General features: G+C 69.7%; 18 protein-coding genes. 7 read left to right on the top strand and 11 right to left on the bottom strand.

What is annotated here, in order from left to right:
• Positions 1–141: 141 nt before the first annotated feature.
• The 5 genes from ACVN9Z_RS00920 to ACVN9Z_RS00900 all read left to right on the top strand — a co-directional run bounded on the left by ACVN9Z_RS00920 (position 142) and on the right by ACVN9Z_RS00900 (position 3,727).
• Entirely contained in the window at positions 142–300 is a 159-nt protein-coding gene (locus ACVN9Z_RS00920) for a DUF5993 family protein (RefSeq protein ID WP_006385555.1), read from the top strand.
• A gap of 11 nt (positions 301–311) precedes the next feature.
• Positions 312–884, top strand: coding sequence for a disulfide bond formation protein B (locus tag ACVN9Z_RS00915; protein WP_006385554.1), 573 nt, complete (start codon positions 312–314; stop codon positions 882–884).
• Between the two features lie 74 nt (positions 885–958).
• Positions 959–1,480, top strand: coding sequence for a 5-(carboxyamino)imidazole ribonucleotide mutase (gene purE / locus ACVN9Z_RS00910; RefSeq protein ID WP_053497327.1), 522 nt, complete (start codon positions 959–961; stop codon positions 1,478–1,480).
• 5 nt (positions 1,481–1,485) lie between these two features.
• A complete protein-coding gene (locus ACVN9Z_RS00905) occupies positions 1,486–2,676 on the top strand; it encodes a 5-(carboxyamino)imidazole ribonucleotide synthase (RefSeq protein ID WP_006385552.1) in 1,191 nt (396 codons plus the stop codon).
• A 4-nt stretch (positions 2,677–2,680) separates the two neighbouring features.
• Positions 2,681–3,727: an L-threonylcarbamoyladenylate synthase gene (locus tag ACVN9Z_RS00900; protein ID WP_054442912.1), complete on the top strand. Its 1,047-nt coding sequence runs from the start codon at positions 2,681–2,683 to the stop codon at positions 3,725–3,727.
• Positions 3,728–3,743: 16 nt separating this feature from the next.
• On the opposite strand, the gene ACVN9Z_RS00895 is transcribed toward ACVN9Z_RS00900, so the two are convergent.
• The 4 genes from ACVN9Z_RS00895 to ACVN9Z_RS00880 are packed head-to-tail and all read right to left on the bottom strand — an operon-like array spanning position 3,744 to position 6,963.
• Positions 3,744–4,571, bottom strand: coding sequence for an IclR family transcriptional regulator domain-containing protein (locus ACVN9Z_RS00895; protein ID WP_006385550.1), 828 nt, complete (start codon positions 4,569–4,571; stop codon positions 3,744–3,746).
• Positions 4,571–5,212 (bottom strand): 3-oxoacid CoA-transferase subunit B, encoded by a 642-nt coding sequence (locus ACVN9Z_RS00890; protein ID WP_006385549.1) that lies wholly within the window; start codon positions 5,210–5,212, stop codon positions 4,571–4,573. Before ACVN9Z_RS00890 ends, ACVN9Z_RS00895 begins: the two co-directional genes overlap by 1 nt.
• 9 nt (positions 5,213–5,221) lie before the next feature.
• The gene (locus ACVN9Z_RS00885; protein ID WP_006385548.1) at positions 5,222–5,902 is read right to left on the bottom strand and encodes a 3-oxoacid CoA-transferase subunit A; all 681 of its coding nucleotides are present in this window, start codon (positions 5,900–5,902) and stop codon (positions 5,222–5,224) included.
• 44 nt (positions 5,903–5,946) lie between these two features.
• Entirely contained in the window at positions 5,947–6,963 is a 1,017-nt protein-coding gene (locus ACVN9Z_RS00880; protein ID WP_024070129.1) for a Bug family tripartite tricarboxylate transporter substrate binding protein, read from the bottom strand.
• Between the two features lie 355 nt (positions 6,964–7,318).
• Here ACVN9Z_RS00880 and ACVN9Z_RS00875 point away from each other — a divergent pair, with 355 nt between their 5' ends.
• Entirely contained in the window at positions 7,319–8,341 is a 1,023-nt protein-coding gene (locus ACVN9Z_RS00875) for an amino acid ABC transporter substrate-binding protein (protein WP_006385546.1), read from the top strand.
• A gap of 228 nt (positions 8,342–8,569) precedes the next feature.
• Positions 8,570–10,126, top strand: a complete 1,557-nt coding sequence (locus ACVN9Z_RS00870) for an acetolactate synthase large subunit (RefSeq protein ID WP_458212992.1) — start codon at positions 8,570–8,572, stop codon at positions 10,124–10,126.
• Between the two features lie 39 nt (positions 10,127–10,165).
• Here the strand turns inward: ACVN9Z_RS00870 and ACVN9Z_RS00865 are convergent, their stop codons facing one another.
• From ACVN9Z_RS00865 to ACVN9Z_RS00835, 7 genes are read right to left on the bottom strand one after another with little or no spacing between them, the layout of a single operon-like run.
• On the bottom strand, positions 10,166–10,876 hold the full coding sequence (locus ACVN9Z_RS00865; protein WP_049050926.1) for an ABC transporter ATP-binding protein: 711 nt from the start codon (positions 10,874–10,876) through the stop codon (positions 10,166–10,168).
• Positions 10,864–11,637 (bottom strand): ABC transporter ATP-binding protein, encoded by a 774-nt coding sequence (locus tag ACVN9Z_RS00860; RefSeq protein WP_458212991.1) that lies wholly within the window; start codon positions 11,635–11,637, stop codon positions 10,864–10,866. The genes ACVN9Z_RS00865 and ACVN9Z_RS00860 overlap by 13 nt, the downstream gene beginning before the upstream one ends.
• A complete protein-coding gene (locus ACVN9Z_RS00855; protein ID WP_458212990.1) occupies positions 11,630–12,670 on the bottom strand; it encodes a branched-chain amino acid ABC transporter permease in 1,041 nt (346 codons plus the stop codon). Before ACVN9Z_RS00855 ends, ACVN9Z_RS00860 begins: the two co-directional genes overlap by 8 nt.
• Before the next feature lie 2 nt (positions 12,671–12,672).
• Entirely contained in the window at positions 12,673–13,554 is an 882-nt protein-coding gene (locus ACVN9Z_RS00850; protein WP_006385541.1) for a branched-chain amino acid ABC transporter permease, read from the bottom strand.
• A gap of 15 nt (positions 13,555–13,569) precedes the next feature.
• The gene (locus tag ACVN9Z_RS00845) at positions 13,570–14,730 is read right to left on the bottom strand and encodes an ABC transporter substrate-binding protein (RefSeq protein ID WP_458212989.1); all 1,161 of its coding nucleotides are present in this window, start codon (positions 14,728–14,730) and stop codon (positions 13,570–13,572) included.
• Between the two features lie 19 nt (positions 14,731–14,749).
• The gene (locus tag ACVN9Z_RS00840; RefSeq protein ID WP_110134862.1) at positions 14,750–15,595 is read right to left on the bottom strand and encodes an alpha/beta fold hydrolase; all 846 of its coding nucleotides are present in this window, start codon (positions 15,593–15,595) and stop codon (positions 14,750–14,752) included.
• Positions 15,592–17,151, bottom strand: coding sequence for a benzoate-CoA ligase family protein (locus tag ACVN9Z_RS00835; RefSeq protein WP_458212988.1), 1,560 nt, complete (start codon positions 17,149–17,151; stop codon positions 15,592–15,594). The genes ACVN9Z_RS00840 and ACVN9Z_RS00835 overlap by 4 nt, the downstream gene beginning before the upstream one ends.
• Positions 17,152–17,197: the final 46 nt, after the last annotated feature.

Raw genomic sequence — 17,197 nt, 5'->3', positions numbered from 1 at the left:
TTGTTACGTTATACTCGCCGGCAACTTGCAACAGGAAGCCGTCGGCGCGCCCGCGCGGCTTTCTCTCTGTCAACTTGCCGGACGCGGCCCGCAGCCGCCGCCTGAGCCTGGCCGCCCACCGGATGCAGAAAGGAGCTGCGCATGATCATGATGTTGCCTTTCCTGACCGGACTGGTCGCCGTCTGGTTCGGCCTGCTGGGCAAGCGCCGTCCCTGCGTCGCTTTCTGGCTGATCACCCTGGCGGTGTTCGCCGCCTGGTGCCAGTTCCACATGACCAGCCCGCTGGCGCTGTCGCTGTAGGCCCCGCCGACATGATCTTTTCCCGCAATCCCGCGCGCGGCTCGCGCGTGCTCAACGCCCTGGCCCTGCTGGGCGTGACCGCCATCCTCGGGCTGGCCTTCGCCTGGCAATTCGCCTACGACGAATTGCCGTGCCCGCTCTGCCTGCTGCAACGCGTGGCCTTCATGCTGGCCGGGGTGGGGCTGCTGCTGAACCTGCGGCTGGGCCCGTCTCCCATGCACTACGCCATGACCATTGCCGCCTCGCTGGGCGGCATGGTGGCGTCGGGCCGCCAGGTGCTGTTGCACATCGCCCCGGGCGATGCCGGCTACGGCACGCCGTTCCTGGGCCTGCACTTCTATACCTGGGCCTTCATCGCCTTCGGCGCCCTGATCGTGTTCTGCGTGCTGATGCTGTCGGTGGACCGCAAATGGGGCGACAACATGCTCAAGCGGCCGGTGTCGGTGCTGGGCGTGGTCATCATGGCCCTGTTTTTCATCATGGTGCTCGCCAACCTGGGCAGCACCACGCTGCAATGCGGTTTCGGGCCCTGCCCGGACAATCCCGCCGGGTATCTCTGGCTGGGTTCGGGCAATACGCCATAGGGGTGGCGCCGGCGCCGGGTAAAATACCGGGTTTCGCGGCACGGCCGCGGCCTTTCAACGACTCGACACCGGTTATGACAGCCAAGACTTCCGCAGCGGCAGACGCCACCCCCGTGGTGGGCGTGATTATGGGTTCTTCCAGCGATTGGGAGGTCATGAAGCACGCCGTCACCATGCTCGAAGACTTCGGCGTGCCGTACGAGGCGCGCGTGATTTCCGCGCACCGCATGCCGCAGGACATGGCCGAGTACGGCGCCGCCGCGTTCGACCGCGGCCTGCGCGGCATCATCGCCGGCGCGGGCGGCGCGGCCCACCTGCCGGGCATGATGGCGGCCTTGACCGAGGTGCCGGTGTTCGGCGTGCCGGTGCCGTCCAAGTACCTGCGCGGCGAGGATTCGCTGCTGTCCATCGTGCAGATGCCCAAGGGCGTGCCGGTGGCCACCTTCGCCATCGGCGAGGCCGGCGCCGCCAACGCCGCGCTGCACCTGATCGCCACGCTGGCGGGCACCGATGCCGGCCTGCGCAAGAAGCTGGTGGCGTTCCGCGCGCGCCAGACGCAGGCCGCGCGCGACATGAAGGTTCCGCCCGAGGCCTGATCCCCATGACGCAATCGACTGCTTTCACCATTGCCCCCGGCGGCTGGCTCGGCCTGCTGGGCGGCGGCCAGCTGGGCCGCATGTTCTGCCACGCGGCGCAAAGCCTGGGCTACAAGGTCGCGGTGCTGGACCCGGCCGCCGAATGCCCGGCGGGCATGGTGGCGGACCTGCACATCCAGGCCGCCTATGACGACGAAGACGGCCTGGCGCGCCTGGCGCAGACCTGTCAGGCCGTCACCACCGAATTCGAGAACGTGCCGGCCGACAGCCTGCGCGCGCTGGCGGCGCGTTGCCGCGTCAGCCCGGCCGCCGACGCGGTCGCCATCGTGCAGGACCGCATCGCCGAGAAGGCCTTCATCGCCAGCCAGGGCATCCCGGTCGCGCCGCACGCCGCCATCCGCAGCGAGGCCGACCTGCGCGCCGCGCCCGACAGCCTGTTCCCCGGCATCCTGAAGGTCGCGCGCCTGGGCTACGACGGCAAGGGCCAGGCCCGCATCGATTCGCGCGAGGCCGCGCTGGCCGCGTTCGCCGAGTTCGGCGGCGTGGCCTGCGTGCTGGAAGCGCTGATGCCGCTGGACTATGAGATCTCGGTCGTGATCGCGCGCGGTTTCGACGGCGCCAGCGTGGTGTTCCCGGTGGCGCGCAACGTGCACCGCGACGGCATCCTGGCCGTGTCGACGGCGGCGCCGGTCAAGCTTGACGCCGCCCACGCCGAACGCCAGGCGCAGGCCACCGCGGCCGCGCAGGCCATCGCGCAGGGCCTGGGCTACCACGGCGTGCTGTGCGTGGAATTCTTCGTGCTCCAGGACGGCAGCCTGATCGTCAACGAGATCGCGCCGCGTCCGCACAACAGCGGCCACTACACCATGGACGCCTGCGTCACCAGCCAGTTCGAGCAGCAGGCGCGCGCCATGGCCGGCCTGCCGCTGGGCAGCACCGACCTGCTGGCGCCGGCCGTGATGCTGAACCTGCTGGGCGACATCTGGTATCCGTCGGCTACCGGCGACACGCAGCGCGAGCCCGACTGGGCCGCCGCGCTGGCGGTGCCCACGGCCAAGCTGCACCTGTACGGCAAGCGCGAGGCGCGCCGCGGCCGCAAGATGGGCCACGTCACCATCGTCGCGCCGACGCTGCAACAGGCCCAGGCCGACGCGGCGCGTGTCGCCGCCGCGCTGGGCATGCAGGCGCCCGAGTAACGCCATGTCCGCTTCGTCCGTCTCCGCCAGCGCCGCGGACATCGCCGACGCCGCCCGGCGCCTGCTGGCCGGCGAGCTGGTCGCGTTCCCGACCGAAACCGTCTACGGCCTGGGCGCGGACGCCGAGAACCCGCGGGCGGTGGGCAGCATCTACGCCGCCAAGGGCCGGCCGTCGAACCACCCGGTGATCGTGCACATCGCGCCGCAGGGCGACCTGTCGTACTGGGCGGCCGAGGTGCCGCCCGAGGCGCGCCTGTTGATCGACGCCTTCTGGCCCGGTCCGCTGACGCTGATCCTCAAGCGCGCGCCGCATATCGCCGACACGGTCAGCGGCGGCCAGGACAGCATCGGCATCCGCTGCCCCTCGCATCCGGTGGCGCAGGCGCTGCTGGCGGCGTTCGCGGCCGGCAAGCCGAACGGGCAGGGCGGCGTGGCCGCGCCGTCGGCCAACAAGTTCGGCCAGGTTTCGCCGACCCGCGCCGACCACGTGCGCGGTGAATTTCCCGACGAGGTCGCGGCCGGCATGCCGGTGCTGGAAGGCGGCGCCTCCGAGGTCGGCATCGAATCCACCATCCTGGACCTGTCGCGCCTGGATCGCGGCGCCGGCCCGGTGCTGCTGCGCCCGGGCCACATCAGCGCGGCGCAGATCGAGGCCGTGCTGGGCGTGCAGGTGTTCGCGCCCGACGCCGCCGCGCCGCGCGCCTCGGGCACGCTGAAGGCGCACTATGCGCCGCGCACCGCGCTGGAACTGGCGTCCGACGCGCGCCTGCAAGCCGCGCTGCAGGGCCGCGGCCTGCCGCCGGGCAAGGTCGTGGTGGTGGCCTACACGCCGCCGCCCGCGGCCTGCGACGCGCGCATCCAGTGGCAGCAGGTGCCGGCCGATCCGGCGCGCTATGCCCAGGCGCTGTATGCCTTGCTGCGCGACCTGGATGGCCAGGGCTTCGCGCGCATCATCGTGCAGGCGCCGCCGGACAGCGAGGCCTGGCACGCGGTCAACGACCGCATCGGCCGCGCGGCCGCCGCGTTCACGCTGGATACGACCGACCTCTAGGACGGGGGGCGGCGGCTCAGGCCGCCAGGAATTCCCCGATCCTGGCCACCGCCTGGCGCATCGGCGCCAGGAACTCCCCCGTCAGCCGCTCCAGCGGCACCCGCGCCGCCTTGACGCTGACGTTGACCGCGCCGCAGGCCTTGCCGCTGGCCGAGCGCACCGGCACCGAGATGGCGCGCACATTCAATTCCAGTTCCTGGTCGACCACCGCGTAGTCCTGCTCGCGGATGCGCGCCAGCTCGGCCCGCAGGCGCGCCTCGGTGGTGATGGTGAACTCGGTGTAGGGCTGCAGTTCGATGGCGGCGAAGTAGCGCGCCAGCGCCGGCTCGGACAGCTGCGCCAGCAGCACGCGGCCGATCGACGTGCAGTAGGCCGGCAGCCGGCTGCCCAGCCCCATCGAGGTGGCCAGCAGCCGGTTCACTTCCGAGCGCGCCAGGTACAGCATCTCGTGCCCTTCCATGATGGCCAGCGCGCAGGTCTCGTTGACCGTGGCGCTCAGTTCCTCCAGCACCGGTTGCGCCAGCGAGACGAACGGCGTCGACGAGAAGTAGGCGTAGCCCAGCCCCAGGATGCGCGGGGTCAGGATGTACTGGCGGCCATGCTGTTCGGCGATGCCCAGCAGGATCAGGGTGTGCAGGCAGCGCTGCACCACCGCGCGCGGCAGGCCGGCGCGGCGCGCCAGCTCGGCCGCCGTCTGCGGATGGCGGCGCGTGCCGAAGGCACGGATCACGTGCAGGCCGCGCGCCAGCGTCAGCATGTAGTCGGGATCACCGCGCAGCTGGTCGGGGTGGTCCTCGGGGGCGAGGGGCGCGGCGTAGCCGGGCGGGGGAAGGTTGGGCAGCATCAGCCTGCGCGCAGCGGCGCGCCGGTGCGCGCCTGCAGCGCTGTCAATGTCATGCCGTCGATCATATCCCGGACCCGCAGGCCGTCGGGCGTGACGTCGATCACGGCCAGGTCGGTGTAGATGCGGTCGACCACGCCGGCGCCGGTCAGCGGATAGGTGCAGCGCTCGACGATCTTGGGCGAGCCGTCCTTGCTGTTGTGTTCCATCAGGATGTAGACGCTGCGCGCGCCCACCGCCAGGTCCATGGCGCCGCCCACGGCCGGCGCTTCGCCCGGCTTGTTGAGGGACCAGTTGGCCAGGTCGCCGTTGGCCGCGACCTGCATGCCGCCCATGACGCAGATGTCCAGGTGGCCGCCGCGCATCATGGCGAAGGAATCGGCGTGGTGGAAATAGGCGCCGCCTTCGAGCAGCGTCACCGGCTGCTTGCCGGCGTTGATCAGGTCCAGGTCGATGTCGTCCTCGGCCGGCGGCGGGCCCATGCCGAGAATGCCGTTTTCACTGTGCAGCACGATTTCGCGGCCGGCGGGCAAATGGGCGGCCACCAGCACCGGCATGCCGATGCCCAGGTTGACGTAGCTGCCGTCGGGAATGTCCTGGGCCAGGCGTCGCGCCATGGCTTCGCGGGTAAGGGGAGTGGGCATGGGAATCCTTCAGCTGGAGAACGCGGAGTGGGCCACCTGGGTGACGCGCTTGACGAAGATGCCCGGCGTCACCACGGCCTCGGGCGACAGCTCGCCCAACGCCACCTTGGCGCGCACCTGCACGATGGTGGTCTTCGCGGCCATGCACATGATGGGGCCGAAGTTGCGGGCGCTCTTGCGGTAGGTCAGGTTGCCCCAGCGGTCGGCCAGATCGGCCTTGACCAGGGCGAAGTCGCCGTGCAGCGGCGTCTCGAATACATGGCCGCGGCCATCGATGATGCGGGTTTCCTTGCCGGCGGCCAGTTCGGTGCCGTAGGCCGTGGGGGTGAAGAAGCCGCCCAGGCCGGCGCCGGCGGCACGCAGCCGTTCGGCGATGGTGCCCTGCGGCACGCATTCCAGCTCGATGCCGCCGCGCCGGTACAGGTCGTCGAAGACCCACGAATGCGAGGCCTTGGGAAACGAGCAGATCACCTTGCGCACCCGGCCGGCCTTTATCAGGGCCGCCAGGCCGGTCTCGTGGTTGCCTGCGTTGTTGCTGACCACGGTGAGTTCGCGCGCGCCCTGCTCGATCAGGGCGTGCAGCAGTTCGGTGGGCATGCCGGCGCCGCCGAAGCCGCTGACCAGCACGGTGGCGCCGTCGTGGATGTCGGCCACGGCGGCCGCGGGAGTGTCGATGAACTTGTCGATCATGGTTGTTGCTTCCGATGGGGCGCGCGCGGCGCGCCCCGTGTTGCTCAATCCACCGTGATGCGGGCCTGCTGGATGATCCCGGCGTAGCGCGCCGAGTCCTGCCTCATCAGTTCGGCGAACTGCGCGGAGGTGCCGCTGGCCGGCAGGAAGCCGGCATCCAGGAATTTCTGGCGCACGTCCGGTTCCTGCACGATTTCGCTGATCTCGCGCGCCATGCGTTCGATGATCGGCCTGGGCGTGTTGGCCGGCGCCATCAGGCCGGCCCAGGAGCCGGTGACGAAGCCCGGCATGCCGGCCTCTTCCATGGTCGGAATCGACGGCTCGGTGGGCCAGCGCTGCTTGCCGGTGAAGCCCAGCGCCTTCAGGCGGTTCTGCTTGACGTACTGCATCGGCACCAGGATCGGGTCGAACACCATCGACACCCGGCCGCCCAGCAGGTCGGTCAGGATCGGCGCGCTGCCCTTGTAGGCCACGTGCGTCATGGTGATCTTGTTGCGCAGCGCGAAGTCGGCGCCGGTCAGGTGCGCGCTGGAACCGTTGCCGCTGGAGGCATAGGTGAGCTTGTCGGGATGCTTGCGGGCGTATTCCACCAGCTCGGCCACGCTGTTGACGGGCAGGTCCTGCGAGACGAACAGGAACAGCGGCAGGTCGGCCATCTGCGCCACCGGCGTCAGGTCCTCGGGCTTGTAGCCCAGCTTGTAGAGGTGGAAGTTGATGATGTAGGCCGGCAGGATCGACAGGAAGGTGTAGCCGTCCGGGTCGGCCTTGGCCGCGATCGCCGAGCCCACGCTGCTGTTGGCGCCCGGGCGGTTTTCGACAATGATGGTCTGCTTCAGGCGCGGGCCGAGCTTTTCCATCACGATGCGGGTGACGATGTCGGTGGAGCCGCCCGGCGTGTAGGGCACGATGATCTTGATGGGTTTGCTGGGCCAGTCATCCGCCTGGGCGGGGCCGGCGGCCAGGCCGAGGGCGGCCAGGGCGGTGCACAACAGGGTCTTGAGGGCGTGGCGGCGATACCTTGCCGCGGGGCTGCGGAGCTGCGGTTTCCTTGCGAGTGCCATGGATTTGTCTCCTCCATGAATCGGCCGAATGCCGGCGCGCGTCCCGCGGTTTTTGTTGTGGCGCGGCCGGTTTTTCTGTGGGTTGGTGATCGCGCCGTCCAGCGGACAGGGCGCGAAAAAAGTATGGCACGCAGGGCCGCGCCAACCGGGGCGCGCAGCTGCCAATAAAGTTCGATCACCGGACTTCCTGCGCTCGTCCGCATCCATTTGCTACTCGGGTTTCCACTAGGCCGGTGTGCGTTGTTCACGCCGTGGACATGGCGTAATCTGGCGGCCGGCCCGCAAAGCATGGGCTTGGTTTCAGCCGCCGCGGGCCTACAGGCCGGCGCGGGCATCTAATTCAGGAGAAGCAATAATGAAGCGGTTGATTTCGTTTGCTGCCGGCGCGCTTGCCCTGGCGTGCGCATCCCAGGCGGCGGTGGCCGGCCCCACGCTGGATGCGGTCAAGAAGAAGGGTTACGTGCAGTGCGGCCTGACCGACGGCGTTTCGGGCTTCTCGGCCACCAACAGCAAGGGCGAATGGGAAGGCATGGACGTGGACATCTGCCGCGCCGTCGCCGCCGCCGTGTTCGGCGACCCGACCAAGTTCAAGGGCACCGCGCTGTCGACCCAGCAACGCTTCACCGCGCTGCAATCGGGCGAAGTCGACGTGCTGCTGCGCACCGTCACCCTGACGCAGACGCGCGACACCTCGCTGGGCCTGTCGGCCGTGGCGGCCAGCTTCTATGACGGCCAGGGCATCCTGGTGAACAAGAAGCTGGGCGTGAAAAGCGCCAAGGAACTGAACGGCGCCACCGTCTGCGTGCAGCCGGGCACCACCACCGAACTGAACCTGGCCGACTGGTTCCGCGCCAACAATATCGAATTCAAGCCGGTCGTGATCGACAAGGTCACCGAAGTCGTGCGCGCCTTCGAATCGGGCCGTTGCGACGCCTTCACCGACGACGCCTCGCAACTGGCCGCGGTGCGCGCCACGCAGGTCGCCAAGCCGGACGACTACGAGATCCTGCCGGAGCGTTTCTCCAAGGAGCCGCTCGGCCCCATGGTGCGCCAGGGCGACGAGAACTGGCTGGGCATCGTCCGCTGGACGCTGTTCGCGCTGCTGGAAGCCGAGGAATACGGCATCACGCAGAAGAACGTGGACGAGATGCTCAAGAGCAACAACCCCAACATCTCGCGCATCCTGGGCGTGACGCCGGGCGCCGGCAAGAACATGGGCCTGGACGAGAAGTGGGCCTACAACGCCATCAAGGCCGTGGGCAACTACAGCGAAGTGTTCGAGCGCAACGTCGGCAAGGACAGCAAGCTGGGCCTGCAACGCGGCACCAACGCGTTGTGGAGCAAGGGCGGCGCGATGTATCCGTGGCCGATCCGCTGAACGTGACGGCATGAGCCCGGAACGGCCCGCGCAAGCGGGCCGTTCTGTTTTCGGCGCTTGCCGGCGCCGCGGGCGCCCTGGAAATTCCGGCTGCCGGAACCCCTGAAATGGTTCCATGCCGGGCGCCGCAAATGGCTCTAGCCGGTTTGCGTTACCCTCCCTATGATTGCCGGGGAAGGGCGCGCAGCCGCTTGCGCCCGCCCGATACAAAACAACCAGGGAAACACGATGAACGGCGCTGATAGTCTTTGCGATACCCTTCTGGCCAATGATGTGGACGTCTGCTTCGCCAACCCGGGCACGTCCGAGATGCACTTCGTCGCGGCGCTGGATCGCAAACCGAAGATGCGCTGCGTGCTGGGCCTGTTCGAAGGCGTGGTGACGGGCGCGGCCGACGGCTATGCGCGCATGGCCGACAAGCCGGCCGCCACGCTGCTGCACCTGGGCCCGGGCCTGGGCAACGGCCTGGCCAACCTGCACAACGCCAAGCGCGCGCGCACGCCGATGGTCAACATCGTCGGCGACCACGCCACCTATCACGTGCAATACGACGCGCCGCTGACCAGCGACGTCGAAGGCGTGGCGCGCCCCATGTCGCATTGGGTCAAGCGCGGCATGTCGGCCGAATCGATGTCGGCCGACGCCGCCGAGGCCATCGCCGTGGCGCGCCGCCATCCGGGCAACATCGCCACCCTGATCCTGCCGGCCAACTCCGCCTGGACCGAGCTGCCGGCCGACACCGCGGTGGCCAAGGTGGTCGACGAGGCCGTGCCGCACACCACCATCGAGGCGGTGCGCGCCGCCGCCAAGGCGATCCGCTCCGGCGAAACCACCACCCTGCTGCTGGGCAGTACCGCCCTGCGCGAACGCGCGCTCAAGGCCGCCGGCCGCATCGCCCGCGCCACCGGCGTGCGGCTGCTGTCCGAAACCTCCAACCGCCGCATCGAGCGCGGCGGCGACCGCACGCCGGTGGACCGGCTGCCCTATCCGATCGACCTGGCCGTGGCCAAGCTCAAGGACGTGCGCCACCTGGTGCTGGTCGGCGCCAAGGCCCCGGTGGGCTTTTTCGCCTATCCCGGCAAGCCCAGCCTGCTGGCGCCCGTGGATTGCGAGAAGATCGTGCTGGCCACCGTCGAGCAGGACCTGGCGCACGCGCTGGAATGGCTGGCCGACGAACTCGGCATCGCCGCCGACGCGCCGCGCCTGGCCGCGCCGGCGCCGGCCTACGAGGTGCCGGCCAGCGGCAAGCTGACCGGCGCCGCCGTCAACATCCTGGTGGCGCACCACCTGCCCGACAACGCCATCGTCTGCGACGAGTCCATCACCCAGGGCCGTGAATTCCCGATCTACAGCGCCAGCAGCGCGCCGCACGACTGGCTGATGCTGACCGGCGGCGCCATCGGCATCGGCCTGCCGCTGGCGGCCGGCGCGGCGGTGGCCTGCCCGGACCGCAAGGTCATCACCCTGCAGGCCGATGGCAGCGGCATGTACACCTTGCAGGCGCTGTGGACGCAGGCGCGCGAAAACCTGGACTGCCTGACGGTGATCCTGGCCAACCGTTCCTACGCCACGCTGCACGGCGAGATGAAGAACGTGGGCGTGCAGGAGCCGGGCCGCAACGCGCGCCGCATGCTCGACCTGGAAGAGCCGTACCTGGACTGGGCTCATCTGGCGCGCGGCATGGGCGTGGAGGCGGTCAGCGTCGATACCGTGGAAGGCTTTGCCCGCGCCTTGCAGGACGGCCTGAAGCGCCGCGGCCCGTTCCTGATCGAAGCGTTGATCTGACGCTTTTGCCCCGTGCTGCAAGGAGCAGGCGCGGGGCGATCAGACGCCCAGGTAGCGCGTCAGTTGTTCCGGCGCGGCGGCCAGCGCCGCGCTGTCGCCGTCCCGCACGATCAATCCCTTTTCCATCACCAGGCAGCGGTCGGTGTGCGCCAGCACGGCGCGGTAGTTGCGGTCGACGATCAGCGTCGACATGCCGGTGGCGCGGATCTGCCGGATGATCTTCCAGATCTCGGCCACGATCAGCGGCGCCAGGCCTTCGGTGGCTTCGTCCAGGATCAGCAGGTCGGGGTTGGTCATCAGCGCCCGGCCGATCGCCAGCATTTGCTGTTCGCCGCCCGACAATTGCTGGCCGCCATGGCCTAGCCGTTCCGTCAGGCGCGGGAAGGTCTCCAGCACCCGCGCATAGGTCCAGTCGCGCCGCCCCTGTTCGCCGGCGCGCGCCGCCACCAGCAGGTTCTCGCGCACGCTCAGGTTGGGGAAGATGCCGCGGCCTTCGGGTACGTAGGCCACGCCCAGTTGCGCGATCGCGTGCGGCCTTGCGCGGGTGCAGTCGGCGCCGCGCACCGCCACGCGGCCCTGCGCGCTGCGCACTTGGCCGACCAGGCTGCGGATCAGGGTGGTCTTGCCCATGCCGTTGCGGCCCACCAGTCCGACGGACTCGCCGGCGCCGATGCGCAGGCCGACGCCGCGCAGCACGTGGCTGGCGCCGTAGTACACGTGCAGGCCGTCGGCCTCGATCAGTGCGCGCATGTGAACTCTCCGTCCAGGTCTTCGCCCAGGTAGGCGGTGCGCACCTCGGCATTGGCGCGGATCCGCGCTGGATCGCCGCTGGCGATGCTGCTGCCGTTGACCATCACGGTGATGGTGTCGGCGATGCGGAACACCGCGTCCATGTCGTGCTCCACCAGCAGGATGGCGTGGCTGGCCTTGAGCGTGCGCAGCAGCGCCAGGATGCGGTCGGTTTCCTCCGGGCCCATGCCGGCCAGCGGTTCGTCCAGCAGCAGCACCTGCGGTTCGCCGGCCAGGCACATGGCGATCTCGAGCTGGCGCTTGCGGCCATGCGGCAGCAGGCCCGCCGGCCGCGCGGCGTCGGCCGCCAGGCCGGTGCGCTCCAGCGCCTGCGCGGCCAGGTCGGCGCTGACCGCGCAGGCCGAGGCCGGCCGCCACCAGTGCCAGAAGCGCTGGCGCCGCGCCTGCGCCGCCAGCCGGCAGTTCTCGAACACGCTCAGTTCGGGAAACAGGGTCGAGCGCTGGTAGCTTCGGCCCACGCCGGCGCGGGCGCGCTCGGGCTGGCCCCAGGCGGTGATGTCGCGCCCGCCCAGCGACACCTGGCCGCTGCTGGGCGCCAGTTCGCCGGACAGGATGTTGATCAGGGTCGACTTGCCCGCGCCATTGGTGCCGATGACGGCATGCACTTCGCCGCGTCGCAACGCCAGCGACACGCCGTTGACGGCGGTCAGGCCGCCGAAGCGCCGGGTGACCGCGTCGGCGGTCAGCAGGGGATCAGGCATGAGGCTCTCCTTGGATCGGCAGGGGCAGCGGTTTGGCGGCGGGCGATGCGGCAGGCGCGTTCGGGGCGTGGCGCGCGCGACGCCGGCGCCACTGCGCCGGCAGGCCGGCCAGGCCGTCGGGCAGCAGCGCCACCAGCGCGATGATGGCCAGGCCCAGCAGCAGATGCCAATGGCGCGCGTAGTCGCCGAACAGCGCCTGCGACTGGAACAGCTCCTGCAACAGCACCAGCGTGGCCGTGCCCAGTACCGCGCCGCCCAGGCTGCCCATGCCGCCCAGGATCACCATCAGCAGCACCAGCCCCGACTGTTCCCAGGCCAGCAGCTCGGGCGTGACGAAGCCGTCCTTGAGCGCGAACAGGAAGCCGGCCAGGCCGGCCAGCGCGGCGCCGATGACGTAGGCCGCCAGTTTGTAGGGATAGGTGGAATAGCCGGCCGCCCGCATGCGCTGTTCGTTGATGCGGATGCCGGCCAGCGCCGCGCCGAACGGCGAGCGCCGCAGCAGGGCCAGGAAGCCCCAGGTCAGCGCCAGGCAGGCCAGCACGAAGAAGTAGTAGGCGTTGCCCTGGTCCAGGTCGAACGGCAGCCAGCCGCCGATCTCGGCCCGCGGCCGGAAATACAGGTAGATGCCGTCGCTGCCGCCGCCGACCTTGGTGTCATGGAACACGTAGTACGCCATCTGGGCGAAGGCCAGCGTCACCATGATGAAGTACACGCCGCGCGTGCGCAGCGCCAGCGCGCCGGTCAGCGCGGCGTAGGCGGCCGCGGCCAGCAGCGCCGCCGGCAGCAGCCACCACAGGCTGGCCGCTTCCGAGGACGGCGACAGCAGCGCGGCGGCATAGGCGCCGATGCCGAAGAACGCCGCATGGCCCAGGCTGACCAGCCCCGCGCCGCCCACCAGCAACTGCAGGCTGAGCGCGAACACCGCGTAGATCATGATCTTCACGGCCAGGCCGGTGTAATAGTCGCTGCCGCTCCAGGCGAAGGCGGCCAGCGCCAGCAGGGTCGCGACAGGCAGGAGTCGATTCACATTCATGGTCAGCCCTGTTTGAACAGCCCTTCGGGCTTGCACAGCAGAATCGCGGCCATCAGCACGTACACCAGCACGCCGGCGGCGGCGGGGAACAGCACCTGGCCGAAGGTCTCGACCACGCCCACCAGCATCGCCGCCAGGAACGCGCCGCGGATCGAGCCGATGCCGCCGATCACCACCACCACGAAACAGATGATCAGCACGCCGTTGCCCATGCCCGGATACACCGACGACACCGGCGCGGCGATGCTGCCGGCCAGCGCCGCCAGCGCCACGCCGGCGGCGAACACCAGCCGGTACAGCTTGTTGACGTCGATGCCCAGCGACCCGGTCATCTCGCGGTTGCTGGCGCCGGCGCGCAGCATCATGCCCAGCCGCGTGCGCGCGATGACCCAGTACAGCAGCAGCGCCACCGCGATGCCCACCGCCGAGATGAACAGCCGGTACACCGGGTAGGTCATCACGTCGCCCAGCGCGATGCTGCCCTGCAGCCAGGACGGCAGCGGCACGCCGTGCACGTCGTTGCCCACCAGGATGCTGCGCAGTTCCTCGAACACCAGGATCAGGCCGTAGGTCATCAACACCTGCTGCAGGTGGTTGCGGCGATACAGGTAGCTGAAGAACGCCGCCTCCAGCAGGTAGCCGAGCGCTGCGGCGGCCAGCACGCACACCGCCAGGGTGGCGACGAAGCCGCCGCCGAGCCAGCGGTCCACCGCCGGCCCCAGCGCGAACGCCATGTAGGCGCCGATCATGTAGAAGCTGCCGTGCGCCAGGTTGATGATCCCCATGATGCCGAAGATCAGCGTGAGCCCGCTGGCCACCAGGAACAGCAACAAGCCGTACTGGAAGGCGTTCAGGCTCTGGATGAGCAGGATGCCGAGGTCCATGGGGACTCTCCGGTCCTAGAGCTTGCAGCCGCGGGCCGGGTCGGCCAGCTTGCGCACGGCCACGTCGACCACCTTGTTCTCCAGGCCGTCGACGCGGCGCAGGTAGATGTCCTGCACCGGGTTGCCGGCCTTGGACAGCGTGAATGCGCCGCGCGGGCTGTCGACCGTGGCGCCGCGCATGGCTTCGCGGAATTCGGCCTTCTTGCCGAAGTCGCCCTTGACCGCCGCCAGCCCCGACTGCATCAGTTGCGCGGCGTCGTAGCCTTGCACCGCGTAGACGTCAGGCTGCATGTTGTAGGTCTTGCCGTAGTCGGCGCGGAAGGCGTTGTCGCGCGGCGTGTTCAGGCCGTCGGCATAGTGCAGCGTGGTCAGCAGCCCCTGTGCCGTCGCGCCCTGCGCCTGCAGCGTGCCGTCGGTGAGAAAGCCCGAGCCGTACAGCGGGATGGTCTTGTCCAGTCCCGCGGCGTGATAGTCCTGCACGAATTTCACCGCGCCGCCGCCGGCGAAGAAAGTGAACACCATATCGGGCTTGAGCGCGGCGATCTCGGTCAGGAGCGACTGGAATTCGACGTTGGGGAAGGGCAGGCTCAGTTCCTTGACCACCTTGCCGCCGGCCTGCTCGAAGCCTTCCTTGAAGCCGCCGATGGCCTCGTCGCCGGCCGCGTACTTCCAGGTGATGGTGACCGCCGTCTTGTGGCCGCGCGCCTTGGCCACCGGGCCCATGGCGTAGGCCGGCTGCCAGTTGGTGAACGAGGTGCGGAAGATGCCGGGGCCGCACAGCGGGCCGGTGATGGCGTTGGCGCCGGCGTTGGTCACGATCAGGGTGGTGTCGGCGTCCTTGGCGGCCTTGGCCAGCGCCATCGCCACGCCCGAGTGCACGGTGCCGATCAGCACGTCGACCTGGTCGCGCTTGATCAGGCGGTTGGCGTTCTCGGCGGCCTTGGACGGATTGGATTCGTCGTCCACCTTGAAGTATTCGATTTCGCGCCCGCCGAGCTTGCCGCCCTGCTCGGCCACATACAGCTTGAAGCCGTTCTCGATGGCGTTGCCGAGCGCGGCGTAGGTGCCGCTGTAGGGCAGCATGAAACCGACTTTGAGCTTGTCGGCGGCCAGGGCGCCGCTTGCGGCCAGCATCAGCGCCGCGCTCAGCGCGGCCCGGGTCAGGGCGTGGGTCATGGTGGTGTCTCCGTGCTTGTCATGGGCTGCCGCTGGGGCGGCCGGGTTGGTCCAGCGCGCCGACGAAGCCGGCGATGGCCTGGATTACGGTGGCGGGCTGGTCCTTGTGCGGCGAATGGCGGCAGTCGGGAATTTCCAGCAGCCGCGTCTGCGGCGCGGCGCGCCGGATACCGCGTATCTGTTCGAGCGTGCCGTACTCATCGTCCACGCCCTGCATCGCCAGCACCGGGCAGGCGATGGCGCGCAGGTGATCCTCGATGTTCCAGCTGCGGAAGGCGGGGTCCAGCCAGACGTCGTTCCAGCCACGGAAGGCCGAGTCGACGTCGTCGTGATGGCGCGCCAGTCGCGCGCGCAGGTCGGTGTCGCGGTAGGCCTGGCGCGCCTGTTCGATATGCGCCACGGTGCGGTCCTCGACGAAGATGTGCGGCGCGGCCACCACCACGCCCGCGACTGCGTCCGGCTGCATGGCGGCGTAAAGCAGGGCGATGGAGCCGCCATCGCTGTGGCCGAACAGGATGGGGCGATCCCGCTTGGCATCGATACCGAGCGCGGCGAGCAGCGCCGGCAGCGCGTCGGCGGCCTCGCGGTGCATGAAGTCGACCGCACGCCTTTCGCCGGTGGCCAGCGGCGTGGAGCGGCCATAGCCGTAACGCGAATAGACCAGCCCGCGGCAGCCAGCGGCTTCACAAGCTTGCCTTGGCCAGTCCTTCCACATCGACACCGAGCCCAGGCCTTCGTGCAGGAACACCAGCAATGGCGCGCCCTGGCGCGACGCCGCGATCCACTGGTATTCCAGGCGCAGGTCGCGGCCCGCCGCGCGCACGTCGGCCAGGGCAGCGGGCTCGGGAGCGGGCACGGCGCTCATGGCGTGACCTGTTCCAGCTGGCGCAGGCGGAATCGCTGGATCTTGCCGGTGGCGGTCTTGGGCAGTTCATCGGTGAAGTCGATCTGGCGCGGATACTTGAAGGGCGCCAGGTGCTGCTTCACATAGCGCTGCAGGTCGGCGCCGGTGTTCGCGTCCGGCGCGTAGCCCGGGCGCAGCACCACGTAGGCCTTGGTCTTGACCAGGCCGTCGTGGTCCGGCACGCCGATCACGGCGGCTTCGAGCACCGCCTCGTGCTGCACCAGCACGTTCTCCACTTCCACCGGCGACACGTACTGGCCGCTGACCTTGATCATGTCGTCGCTGCGGCCGGCATAGGTGTAGTAGCCGTCAGCGTCGCAGATGTACTTGTCGCCGCTCTTGAGCCAGTCGCCCAGGAAGCACTGGCGCGTCTTGTCGCGGTTGTTCCAGTACATCAGCGCGGCGCTCGGGCCCTTGATGTAGAGGTCGCCAATCGTGCCAGCGGCCACCGGCGCGCCATTGTCATCGCGCAGTTGCACCTCGTAGCCGGGCACCGGCTTGCCGGTGGTGCCGTAGCGCAACTGGCCGGCGCGGTTCGACAGGAAGATGTGCAGCATCTCGGTCGAACCGATGCCGTCCAGGATGTCACAGCCGAAATGGCGCTGGAAGCGTTCGCCGATGTCGCGCGGCAGGGCCTCGCCGGCCGAGGTGCACACGCGCATCGCCACCTGTTCGCGCGGCGGCAGGTCGGGCGCGGCCAGCATGCTGGCGTACAGCGTCGGCACGCCGTAGAACACGGTCGGGCGGTGCAGCACCAGGCGCTGGAACACGGCCTGCGGCGTCGGCCGCTCGGCCATCAGCACGACGGTGGCGCCCACCGACAGCGGAAAGGTCAGGCCGTTGCCCAGCCCGTAGGCGAAGAACAGCTTGGCGGCGGAGAATGCAATATCGTCCTCGCGGATGCCCAGCACCGGCTTGGCGTACAGCTCGGCGGTGTGCCACAGGTTGCCATGGGTGTGGACCACGCCCTTGGGCTTGCCGGTGGAGCCCGACGAATACAGCCAGAAGGCGATCTCATCGGACAGCGTGCGCGCGGCCGGTGTCAGCGGGGCGGCGGCCAGCAGCGCGTCGAGTTCGTGCGCGCCGGCGGGCAGCGCCGCCGCGGGGCGTGACACCACCAGGTGTTCGACCTCGCCGGGCGCTTGCGCCAGCGCGGCCTGCAAGGTCGGCAGCAGGCTCTCGGAGACGAAGGCGGCGCGCACGCGGCTGTGGTTGAGGATGTAGGCGTAATCGTCCGGCGTCAGCAGGGTGTTCACGGCCACGGGCACCACGCCCGCGTGCAGCGCGCCCAGGAACACCACCGGCCAGTCGGCCGTGTCCTGCATCAGCAGCAGGATGCGTTCCTCGCGCCGCAGTCCCAGCTGGCGCAGCGCGCCCGCCATGCGCGCCACGCGCTCGGCCAGTTCGCCGTAGGTGAGCTGGCGGGTGTCGTCGATGTAGGCCAGCTTGGCGGCGCGCGGCGCGTTCAAGGCGGCCAGGTGGCTGGCGAAGTTCAGTTCGGCGGGGCAGGCATTCACGGTTGTCTCCTGGTGTCCTGGCGGGCGGGGGCTGTCCGGCGGTCCG

This window comes from Achromobacter sp. KK8, assembly GCF_054188005.1.
The sequence above is the reverse complement of the archived record's forward strand: the minus strand, read 5'-3'. Positions and strand labels throughout refer to the sequence as shown.